This is a genomic window from Methanoculleus sp. 10, from assembly GCF_913757945.1.
In the GTDB taxonomy this organism is placed as follows: domain Archaea; phylum Halobacteriota; class Methanomicrobia; order Methanomicrobiales; family Methanoculleaceae; genus Methanoculleus.
This window is the reverse complement of record NZ_CAJYDP010000006.1, coordinates 133,610-154,764: the sequence shown is the minus strand read 5'-3', so window position 1 is coordinate 154,764 and position 21,155 is coordinate 133,610. Positions and strand designations below refer to the sequence as shown.

The window sequence follows — 21,155 nt, the reverse complement described above, 5'->3', positions numbered from 1 at the left end:
TCACTCCATCAGAACAGAAGCAGCAGTGCAACCACAAGACCGAAGATAACGATGGTTTCGGGAATAACGGTAAGCAGCAGCACCAGACCGAACACGTCGCGGTTCTCCGCCGTCGCCCCGACCGCAGCGGAACCGATCGTCATCTCCGCGACACCGGCGCCGATGCCGGTAAGGCCGACAGCGAGAGCCGCGCCGAGTGCTTTCATTCCCATCTGCGATGCCTGTACCATTTCAAGAGTCATAACAACATCTGCCATTTCTTTATTCCTCCGTAAACTTAGATTTCATACCAAACGGGTTGTACTTCTTGCCTCCACCTTTGTAGAACTTGGTAAAGAACTCAACATAGTGGAGACGAAGTGAGTGCAGACCGCCTCCAAGGAGGCCGAGTGCCGTGTTCAGCGCGTGCCCCATAAAGAGGACGAGAACACCGAAGATGATGAGGATCACGCCGACCGGTGTGATCGCTTCAAGCTGGGGCTGTATCATCATACCGATCGCGATGTAGTTGACCACCATCGCGATAGCGACCGAGGATAAGCCCACCGCCACGAGACGGGCGTAGGACAATACGTGACTGATGATCGTCGGGATCTCGACCAGTTCGAGCGGGTTCTCCTGAGCGATCCCGAGGATGCCTGCCACCAGAAGGACGGCTCCCGCCACGGCGGCAACGTTGAGCCCCATGACGACGACGGGAAGACCCGTCAGGTCGGGCATCATCGGGATGGCGTAAAGCGCCCAGATCATGAGGAGAATACCCCACATCGTCCCGATCCACCCGGCATTGGCGATTGCCGCTTTTGCCGCATGTCTTCCGTGGTGAACCTTCCGGGCGTTGATCATGCCGAGGATCCGCCCGAGCGTGATGTGCAGGATGCCGATCCAGATTGCAAGGATCATGAGTTCGGTGACCTGAGGACCGTGACCGCCCGCGGCCACCCCTATGTTGAGGTGCCGGGAGTAGATCAGCGCCGGCCACGGGAGCGCGGTCCCGAAGATCTCGCTGTAGAGAATCCCGAAGATGATGCTCGATACACTTGCGTAGGTGAGCACCTTAAGAAGCATGCGCCCCTCGTCACCTGTCAGGAACTTCCGGAGCCCGAGGCTCAGGGCAAGCAGGATTGCTCCGTACCCCACGTCGCCGAGGATCAGCCCGAAGAAGATGGGAAACACGATGGCTACCATCAACGTCGGGTCGAGCTCGGAGTACCGCGGCCGCGCGTAGATGTCCATGAGCACCTGGGTCGGCGAGGCAAACGACGGGTTCTCGTACTCCACCGGGACCTTTGCGTCGTCATCGATCGCCAGTTCCCCGATGTAGATCCGGCCGTTGGCCGCCTTCTCCAGTGCCGCCCGGACCCTGTTCACCCGGTCCTCGGGCACCCAGCCTTCAGTGATGAAGGTCTCCTCCGTGGTAGCAAACCGCAACGGGGCTTCCGCCCGCTCTACGTCGGCCGTGAGTAGTTCATCGCATGCTACCAGGAGATCGGTGTGCCTGTCCCGGATCTCCGCGAGCCTCTGGTTGACCCCGGCGATCCCGGCATTGACGTCCCGGGCTTCGCCGAGATGGGCTTTTTGGCGATCAGCCGGAGCTCCCGTCTCTTCCGGGACGGGAATCGCCTGGAACCCGGCATCAAGAAGAGTCCGCTCGACTTCTTCGCGGTGCTCATTAGGCACCACGACGGCGATCATGTTGCCGTCCACCTTGTCGGAAAAATATTTCTCGTGGGGGACGTCGATGGCTACATCATGCCTGATATGCCCGGTAAAGACGGTAAACCGGGTATACCCCCGGTAAAGTTCCAGGTCAAGGGGGAGCGCAGCAAACGGTTCGAGTTCTTTTGCGCGCTGTTCGTGCTCTTTCTGCCGCGCCTCCAGTTTCGAACGTGTTGCGACGAGACCTTCCACCTCCTCCAGGATGGCGGGAAGATCCGTCTTGATCCTCTCCCTGACCTTCGATGCGGGGATCTTTTCTCTGATTTCTACGTTCCCGGGATCAATCCCGCACGCATTCTCGATGGCCCTGACCTTGATGAGCGCCGAGGCTGTATCGCTCGCTCCCGGGAGCGGGTGGCCGATCGATAACGCCGAGGCAGACTCGCTCTCCGGCACAAAGTCTTCGATGTGGTAGATGTTGTGACGGTAGAGTTCGCTGATGACGGTCTCGATCTCACCCTTCGGGACTGCGATGAGCAGCCGGCGCATCTGTTCAGGCCTTAACATGCAGGTGCTCCTTGAACCGCGAGACGACAAAGTCTACAGCCTTTGTGAGGTTTTTGCCTCCCTGCGCTTTGAGCGTCTCTGCGCGCGCTTCACCCTCCTTGACAATCTCTGTGTACCTGTTCTGCGCCTGGGCCCGTGCCTCTACGAGACGCCGATTCCTGTAATCCCCGGCATCGTTCTGTGCCTTCCGGACCAGGTTGTCGGCCTCCAGCTCGGCATCCGAGAGGCTCTTTTTCCTCTCGGCCTGCGCATCACGGATCATTGCCTGATACTCTTCTTCAGTTTCCCTGATGCTTTTCAGGACATCGGTCTTCATCAAACCCTCCTTCTCACGGCTTATGAATATTTGATGAAAATGAGCATATATTTATTGTTGTTTGTCCGCAGAGGTTTTCTCCGGATTCAGACGCTCCACCGTCACCCCGGAGGGGAGGTGTTTCAGTGTAACGCCCCCGCTTACCCCGGTAAGCGAGAGCCCGGAGAGTTCCGCCGACGAGCAGATGAGGTGCTGCTCGGGGTGAGTCCCCCGCCGGATGTCGCAGGCGAGCAGGATCTCCGGGGCGACCGAGACGACCATCGATAACCGTCGCGACCCCGGATGGTCTTTTTTGAGGACGACAAGCGGGATATGGTACTGCCGGACCAGCTCAAGCATCATGCGTGCCTGCTCGATGGGGCCGCCTTCCGGCATCGAGACGGTGACCAGGTCGTCGGGGTCGACTGCCTGACAGTACTCGTCGTCAGGGGTCTCGATACAGAGGGTAAACCGGGAACCGGCTTTCCCCACGAGCAGAAAAGAGTGTTCTTTGCGGACGATCAGGATCTCCTCGCCAAGGGGGACGAAAGTCTCATCCGGCGCGGCGGGGGGACTCCCGGACGCGCCGCCTTCAGGCTTCTTCGACATCTTCCGACTGGCAGCTCGGGCACATGGGCCGCTTTCCGATGCCCTTAAACCGCTCGCCGCACTCTTTGCAGCGGTAACTCTTGCCCTTCACCCGCTCGTCAAACTCGATATCGACAGGTCCGCCAACTGTACACATCTTGTATCACCAGGAGAGTGTTGGGGGGCGGAGGATATAAAATTCTATCGCGAAACTCACGGCACGGCGGGACCGGATCACCATATCCCGGGGGCCGGGCTACCCCTGCACCCTGCCTCCCCCCTTCCGGGAAACCGGCGTGAGGGCCGCTCCCGGGCACGGCTTCCCACCGGGTATCGCAAACACTGCCCTCGCCCGGGGAGGGGCGGGGAGGAGGCTGAAGGCCGGGCGGGTGGAGGTGCCGGAGAAGCGTATGGGTATTCCGCCGGGGTGAAGCGCGGGTGGAGCGGGGCGGGGGGGTGCCGGGGAGGGGCGCTCTGGGGGATGGGGCGAAGGCCGGGTATGGTCTGTTCATCCGGAATCGATGCACTACAGGAAGACGGTGAAGGCCACGAACGCGATGAATATCATCACGGCGGCGTGTTTGACCCCCGCCCGGAGCGACCCTCCCCATCTCCCCGGCGATCAGGCCCGAGAAGAGCGCCTGGATGAGGCACGCGTGGAAGAGGAGGCGCTCGAACGTCGCGATGGGGGTGTTCCCGAACGACAGCCCGCCGGGCATGCTGCCGGCAGCAAGGGCGTCGACCCCTGCGAGCGCGGAGAGGAACTGGGCATCGATGACGGCCACGACAAAGAGGAAGACGATGAAAACCAGGTAGACGATGGTGACGTAGATGAACATCTCCCCCCGCCTCTCGCGCTTGAGGGTCTCCGACATCGCGGCGTCGCGGGCAGCGATGTTCAGGACGTCGCCGATACCCCCGGTCATCCGGCTCGCCGTCGTGATCAGGGTGACCGCCCGGGCGATGGTGGGGGTGCGTATCCGCTCCTCGAACCGGACAAGCGCGTCCTGGACGCTCGCGCCCCAATCGATATCGCGCTTGATCTTCTTGATCTCGTAGGTCAGCACCCCGAGGTCCGCCCTTACGACGATCGTGATCGCCTGCGCGAGGGTCAGGCCCACCTGGTTTATCCCGGAGAGGCGGTTGAGGAACTCGGGGATGGCCGCCTCAAGCCCCATCACCGTCTTCTGCCAGGACCAGTGGAAGATGCCGAACGGGACGAGGACGATAAGCAGCGCAACGATCAGGTGGTCGTCGAGGACGTCGATCAGGACCTCGACGTCGGTGTAGGCCGGGGTCGCGAGGAAGGCGAGGAGGACGTACGCGAGCGCGACCGGCACCGTCACGTAGAACGTCCTGTTCGGTTCGACGAGGAACGCCCGGAGGGGGTGGCGCAGGAAGGCGCGGAGGTTGCGGACGCGGTCGTAATACTGCAGCTGCCGGACCAGCGGTTCGTCGCCGGTCCGCTCTTCGACCCGGACGTCTTCGAACTCGTTGAGCCAGCGCGCCTCGGTATACCGCTCGATCCCTCGGTCTTGATCGAGATCGCGTCAAGAAAGAGGATGAAGAAGAGCGACCCGACCGGGACCAGGAGGTAGATGATGACCGAGAGCTGCAGGATGGGCGTGCTGCCCATAAACCCCATGACCACCATGACGATGATGATGAAGAGCGGGCCGGCGACGAAGAGCGTCACGTAGGCTTCGGCTACGAGCTGGAGCGTGGAGAGGAAGGTCTTCTGCTCGAACCGGGCCTCCTCCTGGTAGGTGCGGACCCGGGCATCAAGGAAGGCGAGCATGTCTCCCCCGCTCTCGACCACGGAGACGAGGTCCTGGATGAAATCACGCAGTTTCTCCGACGGGGTCGTCTCCTGCAGGTGCCGGAGCGCCGTGATCTGGTCGTAGCCGAAGTAGTCGGTGTCGCGGACGACGCGCCGGAACTCGTGGGCCGCTTCGCCGTAAACGCCTGAGTTCCCGCTGATCGCCCGGAAGACCGCCATCATCTCCGCACCGCCCTGGCGCATGGCATACATGTAGGCGACGGCGTGGTGGAGCAGCAGGTTGATCCGGGTCTCCCGGTTCTTCTTTACGAGGGACGGATACTGCAGGAAGAAGACGGAGCCCGCGTAGGCGGTGATGATGAAGATAACCGCGCTCGCGACGATCTGCAGGACGCCGACCACGGGGTCCACCAGCATGAACGCCGGGAGCCGGATGGCAAATACGTTGTAGACCCTGATGCTCACCTGCGGGAGAACTGCAAACCGCAGCGTGAGGAAGGCGAGAACTGCCCAGAAGGCGCCGAAGAGCCCGGAGACAAGGAACGTTTTGAGGAGGTAGCGGTCGAGGGTGACCCCGAGGTTCGCCGCAACAAGGTCTTCGCGGAGGCTCCGGTAGCGTATGGGGTCGCGCTCCACCAACCGGCGGATGAGACGGCGGATCCGTGTGCAGGCGGGCAGGATCACCGGATCAACCTGCCGAGGTCGTCGAGAGGCGAGCACCCGGTCAGGCTCGATCGCAAAGGCCTGGACGATCCGGGCGACCGCCCTGTAGTCCCTGATACCCTGTTTCTGCATCGCAAGAAGGACGGAACGCCTGATCTGGAGTTCTTCGTCGAGCCGGGCCCGGCTCCAGCCGCGGTATTCCATGATCTCGCCGAGGATCCGCGACCGCCCGGAGTAGGAGAAGGTGTCGGGCACAGGGTTGTACTCGTAGACCGTGTTCACCTGGAGGCTGCCGGTGACGGGGTCGATCCCGGCGAGCTCGATGATCTCCCGGCACCTTCTCACGCGGTCGTATCCCCGGTGGGTGAGCGCCTGGACGGATACGATGTCGAGCGCCTGGAGCATGTTCCGGGGCACGTTGAGCGGTTCGTTCTCCAGGCGGTGGATCGCCGCATCGACGCCCCCGGCGTGCATGGTGGAGAACGTCGTGTGCCCGGTGCTCATCGCCTGAAAGAGGGTCTGGGCCTCGCTCCCCCGGACCTCGCCGACAAGGATGTACTCGGGGCGCTGCCGCATCGCGGCCTTGAGGAGGTCGAACATCCCGATGGTGGCGCCGAGCCCCTCCGAGACCGTGTCGCGCGTGACGGTCGCAACCCAGTTCTCGTGGTAGAGCGTGATCTCGCGGGTATCCTCGATGGAGACGACCTTTGCGAGCGGCGGGATGAAGAGAGCGACCGCGTTGAGCGACGTGGTCTTTCCCGACGCGGTGCCGCCGACAAAGAGCAGGCTTTTGTTGTTCTCGATCGCCATCCAGAAGTAGACGAGCTGGTCGACGTCGAAGGTCTGGGACTCCATCAGTTCGACGGGCGTGAACGGGGCTTCGCGGAACTTCCGGATCGTGAACGAGGTGCCCCGGGTGGTGACCTCGCTGCCGAAGGTGAGCTGCAGCCGTGAACCGTCGGGGAGGGTCGCGTCCACAAGCGGGCTCCCGATCGAGACGTGTTTGCCCGAACGCTGGGCAAGGGTGATCGCAAGCGAGTTTAAGGCCGGTTCGTCAAAGAGGATGTTCGTCTTGATGTTCTGGTGCCTGCGGTGGTAGAGGAAGAGCGGGATTTTGGTGCCGTCGCAGGAGATATCCTCGATCTGCGGGTCTTTCATCAGCGCGTCGATGCGCGACCAGCCGAGGAAGTTGCGCTCGAGGTAGTAGCGGATCTTGAAGGCCGATCTGTCGTCAAGGGCGAGGCCGTACTCCGTCAAGAGGTCCTGCGTCTTCCTGGAGAGGACCACCCGGCGATCGGCGGCGATGTCGTGGTCGTCGAGGATCAGGACGTCGCGGAGGTCGTCAAAGAGCCGTTCAAGGAGTTCGTACTCGAACTCCGAGAGCACCGGCTCGAAGAGGAGGTATTCGGCCTGGTTCGTCCCGGTGTTCCGGGCGATCACGGCGAGCGAGAGGCCCGCGGTGATCCAGTAGCGGTCGAGCTCCTCGTAGCCCGGGGGAGGTGCCGCTTCCACGAGAGGGCCGTGCGTTGCGGGGTCGTACTCGCCCGCGATCTCGACGCCCTTCCGGAAGAAGCAGGTCCGGTCCAGGAGGCGGGAGAGGCCGGACCTCTCCCGGGGGTGGGCTCTTCGGCCGCCGGGCGGGGGGCGCCCGGCGTCATCGCGGCATCCGCACCGGCGGGGCGCCCATACATGTCTTCGTCTGAGGACAGAACGCTGTTTGCTGCATAATCTCCGTGACCTGCGTCGTTCCAGACCCGGCCCCGGGGGGTGGATCGGCACCTCCCGGGACCTGCGTAAACAATAGGTGGTGTGGAGCGGCATCCTTATAAATCTGCTTTTTTTTCGCCGTCTCCGGCCGTAACTTCCGCTGATACCACAGAGGATCAGAACAAATAAATCGTTCGCCTTATATACGGGATGTATCCATGCGCGACCGCCTCCGATTACGGATGCCGACGGGCATCACCTCGCTTGACCCCCTGCTGGACGGGGCGTCCCGCCGGGATCGGCGGTGCTGCTCCTCGGGGAGCACGGTGCCGGCAACGTCGAGTTTGTGCAGACCTCGATCATGCACCTCGCCATCCTGAAGCGGAGCGGGAAGGCGGGCGAGCACCTCCTCCTCCCGGACAGGATCGTGTACGTGACGCTCACCCGGATGCGGGAGGATATCCTCAGGGAGATGGCCCTCTCGTTCAACCCGGATCTCTATACGCAACTCAAGGAAGAGATCGTCTTTTACGATCTCTCGGAGCTCTACTTCGATGCGAGCATCGTCCCCCCGGACTGGTACGGGGAGGGGAGCGCCATCGAGCGCCTGCAGAAGAAGCAGCGCCGGGAGAGCGGCGACATCCTCGCGGAACTCGCCCGGGTGCTCGGCGGATGCCCGGACAACAGCCTGATCGTCATGGACTCGCTGACCGGGATCGCGCCGTCGCTGACGGGGAGTCCGCGGTGGCACGCGTTCATCGCCTTCCTGCGCGGCCTGCAGCAGGTGGCAAAACGCCGGAACATCACGATCTATCTTCCGCTCACCTCCGGTATCCTGGACCGGTCGCGGGAACTTGAGATCGCCGACTGTGTCGACGCCACGCTCCTCTTCCGCTGGGAGGAGACCGGCGCACAGCGCCGGCAGCGGGTTATGCACTTTGAGAGGTTCCGGGGCGTGATGCCCCGTCTCGAGGATAAGGATCTCGTGAAGTTCGCGGTGAAGATCTCCGCGGCGGAGGGGTTTGAGGTGCAGAACATCAGGGTGGTGGTATAAACGGCTGACCGGGTGAAGTTCGGGGTCGTGGGCCTGGACGAGATGCTCTCGGGGGGGCTGCTCGAGCGGAGCATCTGCGCGATCGTCGGCACCTACGGGACCGGGAAGACGATGTTTGCCCTCCAGTTCGCGTACGAGGGGCTCAGCCGGGGCGAGCGGGTGATCTACATCAGCCTCGAAGAGCGGGAGGAACTCCTCCGCGCCACCATGGCGCAGAAGGGGTGGGATACGGAGGTCTTCGGCGACCGGTTCTCCCTCTTGAGGCTGGACCCGACCGACTTCAACCTCGCGATCAGCAGCATCAAGAGCGAGCTTCCCGCCCTCATCGAGAACACCGGGGCCTCACGGGTGATCATCGACCCGATATCGCTCTTTGAGGGGCTCTTCGTGGACGAGTCCGTCCGGCGGCAGGAGATGTTTTCGTTCATCGAGATGATGCGGGACGAGAACTGCACACTCGTACTGACGAGCGAGACCGAGATGACGGACCCGAACGGGAGCAGGTACGGCCTTGCGGAGTACCTGGCGGATACGGTGATCCTCCTGCGCTACATCCGCTCCCCGGGGCTCACCGAGGTGCACCTGGCCCTCGAGGTCGTGAAGATGCGCCGGTCGGCCCACTCGCGCGAGATCAAACCGTTCGAGATCCACGAGGACGAGATCACGGTCTACTCGGAAGCGAGCCTCTTCTAGGGGTTCTGGCCTTGCATAAGCCGGCGATGGAGTGGGCGATACGGCCTCACGCGAGTAGATCTATGGAGCGTGCGATGCTCTGCGGAGCCAGAGCCCGGCGAAGGCGCAACCCCTGCCTGGTGCCCTCGATCACCAGACGTTTGAACGGGTGAGGGTCGACCTCGGCCAGTGCGACGTCTGCAGGGAGAAAAGAGCGATCTACCGCTCGCAGGATACGCAGGCGAAGGTGTGGGGGGTGTGAGCGTAGCGAGCATGAGAAGACCGCAGGTCTTCGAGGAACGATGCTCTGGAGGAGCGGAGTTCGAGCACCGTTAGGTGCGACGGTTCGCAGAACCGTCGCATGAGCACCGCGAGGCTGCGAGTAGCGACTTCCCCGAAGAGCCGGAGTTCGAGCACTGAAGGTGCAGTGATGATCCTACGTTCAGAAAGGGTTATCTTTTAGTACCTGCCATACGCACACATACAGACTTGTTTCTCCGGTTATAGCGGAAGCTTCAGGACGGAAGTGATGGGATGCGGAAGCAGAAGTTGATCAATGCGTTACTGTACGCGGTGGAGTGCGACAACCGCATCGGCCGGACGAAGCTCCTGAAGTTCATCTTCTTCGTGGACCTCATCTACTACAACCAGAGAGGAACAACGCTCTGCGGGACGACCTACATCCGCATGCCGAAAGGGCCTGCCGAGGCTACGGCATTCCAATTAACGTCCGAGTCGAACGCATATTTCGACGTGAAAACGCCAACAGCAAATGTGCATGCGGGAAGAAGAGCGCCGGGCAGTTCTCTCCGAAGAAATATCCACGAGTCGTACGAATACAGGCCCAGGAGCAAGGCAGACCTCACGGTCTTTACACCCTATGAGCGAGTCCTCCTCTGGTCGGTGCTCCAGTGGATGAAGTTCAAGAGAACCGATCTCATCAGTGACACTTCCCACTATTTCCGCCTCTGGAAGGAATTTTCGGATGGAGAAGATATCCCTCTCGAGTACTTCCAGTTGAACCGCCGTGAGAGACTGTATCTGGAACAGTCCGGCCTGCACGCCGACGGCTTTGAACGCACGTTCTGCATGAGCATCCTCCCTCTCTCCACGGAGGTTGCCGGTGCGCTCCACCCCCTGAATGCGGAGCGGATTGCCACCGTCGAAGAGGTCTTAGACAGCTTCATTGCTGCGTATCCGTTGCCCGCCCTTGAGATCTTCTACGACGCATACCTGGCGTGGGACGACGCATACCGCTCGACACTCCGCCACAACCCCTCGCACGCCCCTGCACTTGCGGCCGAAGGTTGCGATGCCCTCTGCTTCGTTTCACATGTCGTCGCGATGCATATGGTCCCGGCTGTGTATAGGGAGGAGCGGTTGCAGGAGTTCTGCGACACCGCGGAGCGGCGCTTCAATACCGAGCGGAATGCGATCCTATGCGATAACCCGCCCTCTCTCCCCCCGGATACCGACGAAGAGGTCTCATCTCTCGTCGATATGGCGATGCGCATCTCCCTCGATCTCGCGTGCAGCGAGTCGTCGACAGGGAGGAGGTAACCTGCCCTACTTCCTCGACAGTAACGTCCTCATCGGGTACTATTTTCACGTCGCCGACACCTGGGGCACCGAGGCTGCGGATGTCTTCGACGACCCGGAGCCGAACCATTCCAGCACAGGGGTCTGGGCCGAGTGTTTCGGGGATGGGGCGGGGGGACGGTGCCACACCATCCAGCAGAACCTCGTCCGCGAGTTCCGGCGGGCGATTGCCCACTTAAAGCGGGCCGGTTCGGCGGAGACCCTCCTCGCCGAGGCTGAGACCCATGGGTGGCGAACGGTCCCGCTCCTCAGGGGTGTTGCCGGACTCTGTCGCGAACAGCCGGCAGCGGCTCTGGAGACGCTTCTCGCGGTGAAGGAGCGGTATGAAGCGCTCTGCCGGCAACGGCGTCTGGTTCTTGAGGACCGGAAGGCGCTGGCGCTCCACGCGCGAACGGAGCCCTACCGCGAGATCTGGGACCGATTCCGTGCGGTTATCGCCGACTACGATGACTGCGAGGTGATCCTCGACGCCCACTATGTCGCCGCAACGATCGACGGCATGGTGCTCTACACCGGGGATTACCGCCACATCGTCGCCAACCGAGATCTCATTCTTTCAGAAACCCGCCTCCACGATATCCGGTACCTGGGCGATCGGACGGGCAGCCGTCCGTCGGCATGAGGGATTTTGATACTCTCCACGGGCTTTAGCCGGGAGATCAGTAGGGGCAGAGAAACTCCCGGCGGAAGAAGGAGGCGTAGAAGAAGAGCCCCAAAACCGCCCCTCAGATCACAATCCCGACGAGGTGGAGCAGGACGAGGACCAGGGCGCCGGGGAGTCCCCCGAGGGCGCAGACGAGGATCGTCACCAGGTTGACCTGGATGTCGGGTGCGCCGAACCAGGCGAGGATGTTGAAGTAATTCAGGAGCCAGAGCGTGGCAAGCCCGGCGACGGCGTTGATGACGAGCGTCAGGGTTTTCTTCATGAGGTAGTAGATTGCCGCGGCTATCGCTACCGCGAGAAGGATGGCAAGGATCTCTTCCATCATCTATTTACCAATGATCTGCTGATTATTTAAGCGTATTGATGGAATCGTCAGCCGTCCGACGCGTCTTGCATCATTTCCGAGCCCCCCGATCGCCCGGAGCATCTCAAAGACATTCCCTGCAAACATCGCCGTCCGGATGGGTTCGACGAGGTCTCCCCCCTCGATCCAGAAGGGGTTCGCGATCTCGACCGAGAAGTCACCGGAGAAGGGGTTTGCGGTATGGGCGCCCACCACGTCGTGGATCCAGACCGCCCGCTCGTCGCCGGGCTCTTTTATCCGCGGCCCGTCGACGAAGAGGTTGTGCACGCCGATACCGGGAGGTTCGCCCCCGGAGCGGACAGCGCTCCCGGTGCTCCCCTCGCCGTAGCGGTAGCCGGTCTTGAGGTCGTAGGCGAACCGCCGGAGCACCCCCTGCTCCACGAAGACCAGGCGGCGGGTAGGGACGCCTTCCGCGTCCCAGGCGGTGCTGCCGAGACCCGGGGCAAACGGGTCGTCATAGACCGAGAGGGTCTCATCAAAGACCTGCTCGCCGACCTTATCCGCAAGGAACGACCGGCCGGCCTTCACGTTCCGCCCGGAGAGGGCCGGGAAGAGGACCTGCCCAAGGATGCTCGCGGCCGCAACCGGCGAGAGAACGACGTCGTAGCGCCCGGTCTCGACTTCAAGGCCCCCAAGGGAGCGGGCAGCAAGCGCGGCCGCCCGCTCCCCGACCGACCGGGCGTCGATATCGGCACGGAACGGGGAGGCGTCGAACTCGTAGCCGGTGGACTGCTCCCGGATCGTCTCGAGGGAGACCGCCGCCGCCGTCCGGTCCATGCCGTAGAGGACACCGCTCGTGTTCGCGACCGTGAGATACGACCGGGCGAGGTCCGCGGACCCCCCGACGACCTCCACCGGGTGCTCCGCCGCACCCGCGAGGAGGTCGTCGACCATCCCGGCCGCATCTTCGACCGCGACGACGAGACGGGGGTCCGACGACGACGCGGTGCCCGCCATGCCGGCCGGTCTCGGGAACCCGCCCCACTGCTGCGGGGTGGCGAGGCGGCCGCTTGCAAGCGCTGCATCCAGGCACTCCCTCCACCGGTCGGGATCGCCTGTGGACGAAAAGCCGATCCGCCCGTCCCTGACGGTCCGGACGGCCATGCTCCAGGCCTCGGACTCCTCGGCGGTGCCGAGGATCCCCTTCTTGATCTCGGCGCTGATACTTGCCCCCCGGGCGTAGAAGACCTCGACCTCGTCGGCCTGCTTCCCGCCTTCCCGGAGGATCCTCTCGATCAGGTCTTCGCCGTTCATTCGCCCCGCCCCCCGATGACCGCGCCTTCAAGCAGGAGATGCGGCGCGCCGTCGCTGACCGGGACGCTCTGCCCGCCCTTGCCGCAGTAGCCCGGGCTCATCTTCCGATCGTTTCCTATCAGGGCGATGTTGTGGAGCGTCGAGAGGATCTCGCCCGAGAGCGAGACGTCCCGGACCATATCGGTCGTCTCGCCGCCCTCGATGAGGTAGCCGTACTCCGCGTTGAACTGGAAGACGCCTCGCCCGGGGTCGACCTGGCCGCCCCGGGACCCGATCAGGAGGATGCCGTCCCGGCACTCGGCAAGGAGCTCATCATAGGCCGCATCGCCGTTCTCGATGAAGGTGTTGCTCATCCGGACGATCGGCGGCGCCCCGTGCTCGGCGCGGGCGTGACCCCCGATGCCGTTTCCGACCGCCGCAAGGGTCTCACGGTTGTGGAGGTAGGCAGCGAGGACGCCGTCCTGGATGATCTCGGTCCGCCGCACGGCGACGCCCTCGGCGTCCACGGGGATGAACCCGAACTCGGGGAGGGAGGGATCGTCCACGATCACGAGCCCCTCACACCCGATCCGCTCGCCGATCCTGCCCCCGAGAACCGATGCGCCTTCGCGGACGAGGTCGCCCTCGCTCGCGTGGCCGACCGCCTCGTGGGTGAAGACGCCCGCAAGCTCCGGGTCGAGGACAGCCCGGCGCGCCCCGCCCTTCGCAAGCTTTGCGTCGAGCAGGGAGACCGCGACCTCGCCCGCCTTCCGGCCGAGGTCCTGCTTATTCCGGAGGTTGAACCCGGTGATGATGTGGTCGCGCTCGCTGCCCATCTGCATCACGCCGCCTCTGGAGGCGACGGCAAGGACCGAGAACCCGGACCGGACCGCCTCGTAGGAGTACTCGTTCCCGCCCGAGTCCAGGAACCGGACCGCGTCGATCCCTTCGGTGTACCGGGCCCGGGTGTTCACCACCTCCGGGGCCCGTGCCGCCGCCTCGATCCCGGCAAGCAGCCGGGTCTTCTCCTCGAGGTCGACGTCCCGCGGGTCTTCCCCGAGAGGGGGGACCGCGAGCGCGCCGCGCGGTGCGTCGGCAAGGCTGATATCGTCCTTCGTGACGGCGGCAAGGCGCGCCGCCGCCGCGACGAGACCGTCGAGCTCGCGCTTCGAGTCGATGTCGACGTGGTCGCGGGTGAGGATGCCCCAGCCTTTCGGCCCGAGCACCCTGACCACGGCTTTATCAAAAAACGAGGTGCCTGCAGACTCGACCACCCCGTTGTCGATATCGATCTGGGTGGTCTCGCCGCGCACGCTCCTGATATCGTAGTACCTCACGTCAGCCATAGGGCATCAGACCAGGGTGCGCCCGACGTTCGGGTCGAAGATGCCGGTCGTCGGGTTGACCGCCATCTTCCGGAGCTTCGAGAGGAACCCGGCACGGTTCTCGGGGACGAGCGCGTTCTGGAGGACCTCCTCGATGTGGTCGACCGGCACCACCTCGACCATCGTGCGGTAGCGGTCCTCGATGAGGACGTCCTCCAGGTTCGACCGCGGTATGATCACCCGCTTGATCCCGGCTTTTGCCGCCGCCTCGATCTTGTAGGTCACCCCGCCGATGGGGAGGACGTCGCCGCGGACCGAGAGCGACCCGGTCATCGCGACGTCCTGGCGCACCGGTATGTTCTCGATGGCGCTGATCACCGCGGTCGCCACCGTCACGGAGGCCGAATCGCCCTCCACGCCGCCGTAGGTGCCGATGAACTGGATGTGGATGTCCATGTTCCTGATGTCCTTCCCGGTGAACTTCTTGATGAGGGCGCTGACGTTCTTGATCGACTCCTGGGCGATCTCTTTTAACATCCCGGTCGCGATCACCGTGCCGTTCGCCCCCTGGCTCGGGGTCACCTCGGCCATCACCGGGAGGACCGAGCCCGAGTCGGTCCCCATCACCGCAAGCCCGTTCACCCGGCCGACCCGGGTGCCCTCCACGACGGTGATGTCGTAGTCCCGGCTCCGCCGGATGTATTCGTCGGAGATCTGGTCCTCGATCGAGCGGGCGGCCGACTTCGCGGTGATGACGTGCCGTGCCGTGGTGAAATCGGCACTCTCCTGCCGGGCGAGGTCCCCCGCCACCCGGATGAGCCCGCCCATGTCGCGGAGTTTCAAGGTCAGGTGACCCTTCCGATTCGAGCGGCGCCGGGCCTCCCGGAGCACCTCGAGCATGGCGCCCCGGTCGAAGTGGGGGATCTTCCCGTCGTTCTTGACCTCCTGGGCGATGAACCGGAGAAACTTCTTCCGGTTCTCCGGGGTGTCCTCCATCGTGTCCCGCATGTAGACCTCGTAGCCGTAGCCCCGGATGCGCGACCGGAGCGCCGGGTGCATCCCCTGGATGGCGTCGAGGTTGCCTGCCGCGATCATCACGAACCGGCAGGGGACCGGTTCGGTCCGGACCATCGCACCGCTCGAGCGCTCGCTCTGGCCGGTGATCGGGAAGTTGCCCTCCTGGAGCGCGGTCAGCAGGTTCTGCTGGGAGTGCGGGGTGAGGGTGTTGATCTCGTCGATGAAGAGCACCCCCCCGTGCGCCCGGTGGATGGCCCCGCTCTCGACACGGTCGTGGGAAGGCGTCTCAAGGCCGCCGCTCTGGAAGGGGTCGTGCCTGACGTCGCCAAGCAGGGCGCCCGCGTGCGAGCCGGTGGCGTCCACAAAGGGTGCGGGGGTGTTCGGGTCATGGGTGACCAGGAGTTTTGGGACCATCGCCTCCTCGCGGGGCGTCGAGTACTTCAGCGCCATGAAGACGAATGCGGCGGCAATGATCCCCATGAGCCACTGGGAGACGATGATGGCGTAGCCGATGATGCCGACGACAAGGAGCATGATGAGGGTGCTCCGCATCTGGATCTTCTTTCTCGCCTCCACCTTGTGGGCGTTGACGATCTGCTTGCCGCGGCCGGCGGGAACGGTCCGGATGATGGGGTTATTGTTGTCTTCGGGGTTCGGGTAGACCAGGATGTCCTGCAGTTCCTCTTTCGGGAGGAGCTCTGCCATCGCCTTCGCCAGCATCGATTTGCCGGTTCCGGGAGTGCCGATCATCATCACGTGCCTGCGCTGGACCGCGGCCTTCCGGATCACCTCGACGGCGTGTTCCTGACCGATGACCTGATCGATGAGATTCGGGGGTACGTCGATATCTGACGATGCGCTCAGCTCAAGGCCGGCAAAGACGTCCGCCTCCGCCAGTTCATCAGTCGTGAGCTCGATCCTCGGGATTTCTTCTGGAGTCGTTGAATCCATCGTCGGGTTTACCTCTTTGCTGCACTGGTACTTATATAATTTATTCATCCTCGTTCAAATACTTTCCAGCAAAGGTGTTACATGAGAATAATCAGCACGGAACGGTCCCAGGTTATCGCGGCCCGCATTGCCGGGAAGTTGGGGGTACCGCTGGTTGAGACGAAATTCACCCGGTTTCCTGACGGGGAGATGTATCTGCGCACCGGAGAACTAGATGACGAGACCCTGATCGTCAGCAGCACCGTGGATAACGATATGCTCGTGCAGACGCTTCTTCTCATCGATGCTGCCGACCAATCAAGGAACACCCTGGTGGTCCCGTATCTCGGCTACTCCCGCCAGGACCGGCGGTTTTCCACGGGTGAGCCGGTCAGCGCCCGGGTGGTCGCACGAGCCCTCTCGGCCGGCATCGAGCGGGCGTTTGTGGTCAACATCCACGACCCCGGCGTGCTGCAGTACTTCGGTGTCCCGACGAAGAACATCACCATCGCCCCGGCCGTCGGGGGGTACGTCGGCGACCTGCGCCTGAAGAACCCCCTCATCCTCGCCCCGGACGAGGGGGCGATCGGGTTTGCGGCCAGTGTTGCGGCGGTCGGCGGGTGGGACTGCGACCACCTTGAAAAGACCCGGCTCTCGGGCGAAGAGGTCCGGATCGCCCCGAAGACCATCGACGCCGCCGGGCGCGAGGTCGTGATCGTGGACGATATCATATCCACCGGGGGGACGCTTGCGACCGCCGCCTGCATGCTCCAGGAGCAGGGGGCGGCATCCATCCACGCGGCCTGCGTCCACGGGGTGCTCACGAGCGGCGCCTACACGCGCCTGCGGGCGGCGGGGATCGCCTCGGTCGTCTCGAGCGACACCTATGAGAACGCCTCAAGTTTCATATCGGCCGCGAACGCAATCGTTACCGCGATCAGAGAAGATGCTCACCGTTGACGGGTCCTGCCTCGAAGGGGGCGGGCAGATCGTTCGCCTGGCGGTCGCCCTCTCGGCGCTCGCCCAGACGCCGGTCACCGTGACCCGGATCCGGGAGAACCGGAAAAACCCCGGGCTCGCCCCCCAGCACATCGCCGCGGTCCGGGCGGTCGCGGGGGCCTGCGACGCCGAATGCACGGGGCTTCTGCCCCAGAGCCGCGAGATCACGTTCACCCCGGGCGGGCTCCGGCGGGCCGACCTCCGGATCGACCCCGGGACCGCCGGGAGCATCCCCCTCATCCTCCAGGCGTGGCTCCCGGTCGCCCTCCGCGCCGGGGGGAGCATCACGGTCACGGGCGGGACCGAGGTGGCGTGGAGCCCGACCATCGATTACCTGGACCGCGTCCTCGCGCCGGTGCTCCGCCGCGCCGGGGCCTCAATAGCGGTCGAGGTGCTTGAGAGGGGGTACTACCCGCGGGGAGGGGGGCGGGTGCACGTCCGGGTGGAGCCGTCCCGCCCGGGCCCGATCGCGGTCCCGGAGGGGAAGGGGGAGTGCGGGATCGTCTCCTGCTCGACGGGGCTCCCGGCGCATGTCGTGGAACGCCAGGCGGCCGCAGCCCGGGAGTTCCTGCGCCGGGACCCCGGCCTTGCCTGCACCGCAACCCTTGACGCCCGGGAGGGCGGGGCGGGCCCGGGGAGTTCCGTGACGGTATGGAGCGGGGCGAAAGGCGCCGTCGCTCTCGGGAGGAGGGGGCTTCCCGCCGAAGAGGTGGGCCGGACCGCCGCCCGGGCCCTCGCCCGGGAATGCGAGAGCCCCGGCACGGTCGACGTCCACCTCGCCGACCAGCTCCTTGTCTACCTCGCCTGCTACGGCGGGGAGTACAGCACGCACACGCTCTCGATGCACGCGAGAACCGCCTGCTGGATCCTCTCGGAGTTCGGGTACCCGGTCGGGTGCCGGGTAAACGACGTCGTGGAGTTCTCGGGATGACGCTCGTCCTCGACGCCTCGGTCTTTTTTTCGGAGATGCCGGTTGAGGAGGGGGCCTATACCACCCCGTCGGTCGTCGGGGAACTTGCCGACCTCCACGCGAAGTGCCGGTTTGAGGCGCTCGCCGCGGCGGGGCTTTCCGTCCGGGAGCCGCGGGAGGAGGACCTCGCGCGGGTCGAGGCGGCCGCGGTCCGGACGGGGGATGCCGGGGTGCTCTCCGCGACCGACCGGGATATCCTCGCGCTCGCGCTGGAGCTATCGGCCGTCCTCGTCACCGACGACTTTGCGGTCCAGAACGTCGCCCACCGTCTCGGCGTCGAGACCCGGAGCATCCGGCAGCGGCCCGCCCGGGCGATCCGGTGGCGCTACCGGTGCAGCGGGTGCGGCCGGTACTGGCGGGAGCCGGGGGAGTGCCGGGTCTGCGGCGCACCGATCAAAAGAAAATTTAAATAGGTCACTAAAAGATTCTTCTCCATGTCCGCCCTTGAAGAGTTGATCACGAAGGCAAAGGCGCTCCAGGCAGAAGGGCACACCCCGGGCCAGATATCCGACGAGCTCGGCCTCTCGATGGAGACGGTCACCTGGCTGCTCACCCAGCCGAAGGGGATGGAGGCCCCAAAAGACGTTCACGTCGACTGGACGGCGGTAGGGAGCCATGGGACGCTCTTAAACGATATGGCGATGATGATGCTCAGGCGCTTCCTCTACCTGGCGGAGGGGGGAGCCCTGCCGGCCGGGGAAGTCCCGGACACGGTCGTCGGGATCGCGCCCTCAGGCGTCCCGCTCGCCACCCTCATCGCCGCAGAGGAGGGGCTCAAACTCGCGGTCTACCTCCCGGCGAAGCACAGCCGGAGCGAGACGCCCACCGGGTCCCTCTCGGGCACGTTCGCCACGATCACCGCCCAGCGTTGCCTCATCGTCGACGACGTCGTCACGACCGGGACGACGCTTGCGGAGACGATAGCGTTCCTCCGGCGGCACGGGGCGGCACCGATGGCGGTCTGGTCGCTCTTCGACAAACTGGGCGTCCGGGAGGTCGACGGCGTCCCGGTCCGGTCGCTCTTTACGATATCGAGGCTCGGGTGAGGAAAAACTCACCGCATTTTTCAAATGAGTGCAACATCCGGCCGGGAAATACATCATCGCAGCTGACGGGCCCGCCTGAAGTACCAGGCGCGTAACGCTGACAGATGGGTTATCCACACTCGCTGATCGACCCGGGTGCTCGGGGAAAGTCGCCCTTCATCGATCACTATATATAGAACTTCTAAACAAACTTAACGGACAAAGGAGGATTATACAATGCTTGCTGGACAGCCCATCATTATTTTACGGGAGAATGTTGAGCGCACGCGCGGATTCGAGGCGCAGCGCTCGAATATCATGGCTGCAAAAGCAATTGCGGCCGCCGTTCGGACAACGCTCGGTCCCCGGGGAATGGACAAGATGCTGGTCAGCTCCAGCGGTGATGTGGTGATCACAAACGACGGGGCAACCATCCTGCACGAGATGTCCGTGCAGCACCCCGGCGCCAAGCTGGTCGTCGAGGTCGCCGAAACCCAGGACGACGAGGTCGGTGACGGCACCACAACCGCGACGGTACTGGTCGGGTCGCTGATGGAAGAGGCGGAGAAACTGCTCGCCCAGGAGGTTCACCCCACGGTCATCGCGCACGGCTACCAGCTCGGCATGGAGAAGGCCCTCGCGGTCCTTGACGATCTGGCCATAACGGTCGGGTTCGAAGACCGGGAGGACCTCACGAAGATCGCCGACACCGCGATGACCGGCAAGTCCATCGAGGCGGTCAAGGAGAAGATCTCCGGCATCGTCGTGGACGCGGTGCGGCAGGTCGCGACCGAGACGAACCCCGGCACCTACACCGTGGACGAGGACGACATCAAGATCAAGAAGCAGGTCGGCGACACGATGCACGACGCGGAGCTGATCCGGGGTATCGTCATCGACAAGAAGCGCGTCTTTGAGCAGATGCCTGACGCGGTCACCGACGCTAAAGTAGCCCTGCTCGCCCAGCCGCTCGAGGTCACGAAGACCCAGGTGAAGTCGAAGATCAAGATCACCTCTTCAGACCAGATGAAGGCGTTCAACGAGCAGGAGCGCGAGTCCCTCAAGAAGATCGCCGAGCAGATCGTCGCTTCAGGCGCAAACGTCGTCCTCTGCCAGAAGGGGATCGCCGACGCGGTGCAGTACTACCTCGCGAAGAACGGCATCTACGCCGTCGAGGACGTGAAGGAGGAGGACATGAAGTTCGCCGCGAGGGCGCTCTGCGGCACCATCGTCAACAAGCCCGAGGAGCTCAATACAACGACGCTCGGCCACGCCGAAATGGCCGAAGAACTCCCCGACGCCGAGTTGACGGTCATCTCCGGGTGCGACAACCCGAAAGCCGTCACGATCCTCCTCCGGGGCACCTCCCAGCTCCTGCTCGACGAACTCGAACGGGCGGTCTACGACGCGGCCCGGGTCGTCCAGGACGCCATCGAGGACGGCAGGTTCGTCGTCGGCGGCGGATCGGTGGAGACCGAACTTCAGCTCCGCATCCGCGACTACGCGGCAACCGTCGGTGGCCGGGTCCAGCTCGCCATCGAGGCGTTTGCAAACGCGTTCGAGGTCATCCCGAGGACGCTCGCGGAGAACTCCGGGTTTGACACGATCGATAAGGTCGTCGCTCTCCGGAAGGCCCACGCCGACGGCGCGAAGTACGCCGGGCTCAACGTCTACACCGGCGCGATCGTCGACATGCGGGAGGCCGGCGTCATCGAGCCCGAGCGCGTGAAGACCCAGGCCATCAAGAGCGCGACCGAGACGGCCATGCTCCTCGTCCGCGTCGACGACATGATGGTCACCCAGGCAGGAAAGCCGGGCGCACAGTAATCACCCGCGCGAGGAGGCGAGGAAGATCTCGACCTCCTCTTCCTCGATTTTTTTATCCTGCGGCAGGCTCCTGCCGCCGGAGAATATGAGCGCCGTATCGGGATTGAACCCGAACGAGAGGAGGGCGTCTTCGTAGGTCTCGCCCGGCCGGCCCTGGTAGATCAGCACGCTGCCGTCCGGGATGAGAGTAAATCTGCAGAGCATACCTCGATACTAT

At 63.9% G+C, this 21,155-nt stretch carries 21 protein-coding genes; 8 read left to right on the top strand and 13 right to left on the bottom strand.

Annotated features, from left to right (window positions below; genetic code table 11):
• Positions 1-8 precede the first annotated feature (8 nt).
• Genes QZ408_RS08725 through QZ408_RS14885 form a run of 7 tightly spaced genes read right to left on the bottom strand, consistent with a single transcriptional unit; the run spans position 9 to position 7,331 of the window.
• Positions 9-257 carry an ATPase gene (locus QZ408_RS08725; RefSeq protein ID WP_292490939.1) on the bottom strand — a complete coding sequence of 83 codons (249 nt, stop codon included), beginning with the start codon at positions 255-257 and terminating at the stop codon, positions 9-11.
• Positions 258-261: 4 nt separating this feature from the next.
• Positions 262-2,226, bottom strand: a complete 1,965-nt coding sequence (locus tag QZ408_RS08720; protein ID WP_292490937.1) for a V-type ATP synthase subunit I — start codon at positions 2,224-2,226, stop codon at positions 262-264.
• Positions 2,213-2,542, bottom strand: coding sequence for a V-type ATPase subunit subunit G family protein (locus tag QZ408_RS08715; RefSeq protein ID WP_292490936.1), 330 nt, complete (start codon positions 2,540-2,542; stop codon positions 2,213-2,215). The genes QZ408_RS08720 and QZ408_RS08715 overlap by 14 nt, the downstream gene beginning before the upstream one ends.
• Before the next feature lie 51 nt (positions 2,543-2,593).
• The gene (locus tag QZ408_RS08710) at positions 2,594-3,130 is read right to left on the bottom strand and encodes an alpha/beta hydrolase (RefSeq protein WP_292490934.1); all 537 of its coding nucleotides are present in this window, start codon (positions 3,128-3,130) and stop codon (positions 2,594-2,596) included.
• Positions 3,114-3,266, bottom strand: a complete 153-nt coding sequence (locus QZ408_RS08705) for a hypothetical protein (RefSeq protein WP_292490932.1) — start codon at positions 3,264-3,266, stop codon at positions 3,114-3,116. The genes QZ408_RS08710 and QZ408_RS08705 overlap by 17 nt, the downstream gene beginning before the upstream one ends.
• A complete protein-coding gene (locus QZ408_RS14890) occupies positions 3,229-4,455 on the bottom strand; it encodes a type II secretion system F family protein (RefSeq protein WP_365995855.1) in 1,227 nt (408 codons plus the stop codon). Before QZ408_RS14890 ends, QZ408_RS08705 begins: the two co-directional genes overlap by 38 nt.
• Complete coding sequence (locus QZ408_RS14885) at positions 4,452-7,331, bottom strand: ATPase, T2SS/T4P/T4SS family (RefSeq protein ID WP_365995853.1); 2,880 nt, start codon at positions 7,329-7,331, stop codon at positions 4,452-4,454. Before QZ408_RS14885 ends, QZ408_RS14890 begins: the two co-directional genes overlap by 4 nt.
• Before the next feature lie 232 nt (positions 7,332-7,563).
• Here QZ408_RS14885 and QZ408_RS08690 point away from each other — a divergent pair, with 232 nt between their 5' ends.
• Positions 7,564-8,313 (top strand): hypothetical protein, encoded by a 750-nt coding sequence (locus QZ408_RS08690; protein ID WP_292490930.1) that lies wholly within the window; start codon positions 7,564-7,566, stop codon positions 8,311-8,313.
• Between the two features lie 12 nt (positions 8,314-8,325).
• Positions 8,326-9,006 (top strand): KaiC domain-containing protein, encoded by a 681-nt coding sequence (locus QZ408_RS08685; RefSeq protein WP_292490929.1) that lies wholly within the window; start codon positions 8,326-8,328, stop codon positions 9,004-9,006.
• A gap of 198 nt (positions 9,007-9,204) precedes the next feature.
• Here the strand turns inward: QZ408_RS08685 and QZ408_RS08680 are convergent, their stop codons facing one another.
• Positions 9,205-9,402, bottom strand: a complete 198-nt coding sequence (locus QZ408_RS08680; protein ID WP_292490928.1) for a hypothetical protein — start codon at positions 9,400-9,402, stop codon at positions 9,205-9,207.
• Between the two features lie 117 nt (positions 9,403-9,519).
• On the opposite strand from QZ408_RS08680, the gene QZ408_RS08675 reads away from it, so the two are divergent.
• Positions 9,520-10,545, top strand: coding sequence for a type II toxin-antitoxin system antitoxin SocA domain-containing protein (locus QZ408_RS08675; RefSeq protein WP_292490927.1), 1,026 nt, complete (start codon positions 9,520-9,522; stop codon positions 10,543-10,545).
• Positions 10,546-11,309: 764 nt separating this feature from the next.
• Here QZ408_RS08675 and QZ408_RS08670 read toward each other — a convergent pair.
• Genes QZ408_RS08670 through lonB form a run of 4 tightly spaced genes read right to left on the bottom strand, consistent with a single transcriptional unit; the run spans position 11,310 to position 16,138 of the window.
• Positions 11,310-11,573 carry a pro-sigmaK processing inhibitor BofA family protein gene (locus QZ408_RS08670; RefSeq protein ID WP_292490926.1) on the bottom strand — a complete coding sequence of 88 codons (264 nt, stop codon included), beginning with the start codon at positions 11,571-11,573 and terminating at the stop codon, positions 11,310-11,312.
• A complete protein-coding gene (locus QZ408_RS08665; RefSeq protein ID WP_292490925.1) occupies positions 11,574-12,866 on the bottom strand; it encodes a metallopeptidase TldD-related protein in 1,293 nt (430 codons plus the stop codon). It abuts the gene before it with no gap.
• Positions 12,863-14,191 (bottom strand): TldD/PmbA family protein, encoded by a 1,329-nt coding sequence (locus tag QZ408_RS08660; protein WP_292490924.1) that lies wholly within the window; start codon positions 14,189-14,191, stop codon positions 12,863-12,865. The genes QZ408_RS08665 and QZ408_RS08660 overlap by 4 nt, the downstream gene beginning before the upstream one ends.
• Before the next feature lie 6 nt (positions 14,192-14,197).
• Positions 14,198-16,138, bottom strand: coding sequence for an ATP-dependent protease LonB (gene lonB / locus QZ408_RS08655; RefSeq protein ID WP_292491041.1), 1,941 nt, complete (start codon positions 16,136-16,138; stop codon positions 14,198-14,200).
• An 81-nt stretch (positions 16,139-16,219) separates the two neighbouring features.
• Here lonB and QZ408_RS08650 point away from each other — a divergent pair, with 81 nt between their 5' ends.
• The 5 genes from QZ408_RS08650 to thsA all read left to right on the top strand — a co-directional run bounded on the left by QZ408_RS08650 (position 16,220) and on the right by thsA (position 20,938).
• Positions 16,220-17,077: a ribose-phosphate diphosphokinase gene (locus tag QZ408_RS08650; RefSeq protein WP_292490922.1), complete on the top strand. Its 858-nt coding sequence runs from the start codon at positions 16,220-16,222 to the stop codon at positions 17,075-17,077.
• Complete coding sequence (gene rtcA, locus QZ408_RS08645; protein WP_292490920.1) at positions 17,064-18,047, top strand: RNA 3'-terminal phosphate cyclase; 984 nt, start codon at positions 17,064-17,066, stop codon at positions 18,045-18,047. The genes QZ408_RS08650 and rtcA overlap by 14 nt, the downstream gene beginning before the upstream one ends.
• A complete protein-coding gene (locus QZ408_RS08640; RefSeq protein ID WP_292490918.1) occupies positions 18,044-18,499 on the top strand; it encodes a nucleotide-binding protein in 456 nt (151 codons plus the stop codon). Before rtcA ends, QZ408_RS08640 begins: the two co-directional genes overlap by 4 nt.
• A 21-nt stretch (positions 18,500-18,520) precedes the next feature.
• Complete coding sequence (locus tag QZ408_RS08635) at positions 18,521-19,132, top strand: orotate phosphoribosyltransferase-like protein (RefSeq protein ID WP_292490916.1); 612 nt, start codon at positions 18,521-18,523, stop codon at positions 19,130-19,132.
• Positions 19,133-19,348: 216 nt separating this feature from the next.
• Positions 19,349-20,938, top strand: coding sequence for a thermosome subunit alpha (thsA, locus tag QZ408_RS08630; protein WP_292490914.1), 1,590 nt, complete (start codon positions 19,349-19,351; stop codon positions 20,936-20,938).
• Here thsA and QZ408_RS08625 read toward each other — a convergent pair whose 3' ends face one another.
• Positions 20,939-21,142: a thiamine S protein gene (locus tag QZ408_RS08625; RefSeq protein ID WP_292490912.1), complete on the bottom strand. Its 204-nt coding sequence runs from the start codon at positions 21,140-21,142 to the stop codon at positions 20,939-20,941.
• Between the last annotated feature and the right edge of the window lie 13 nt (positions 21,143-21,155).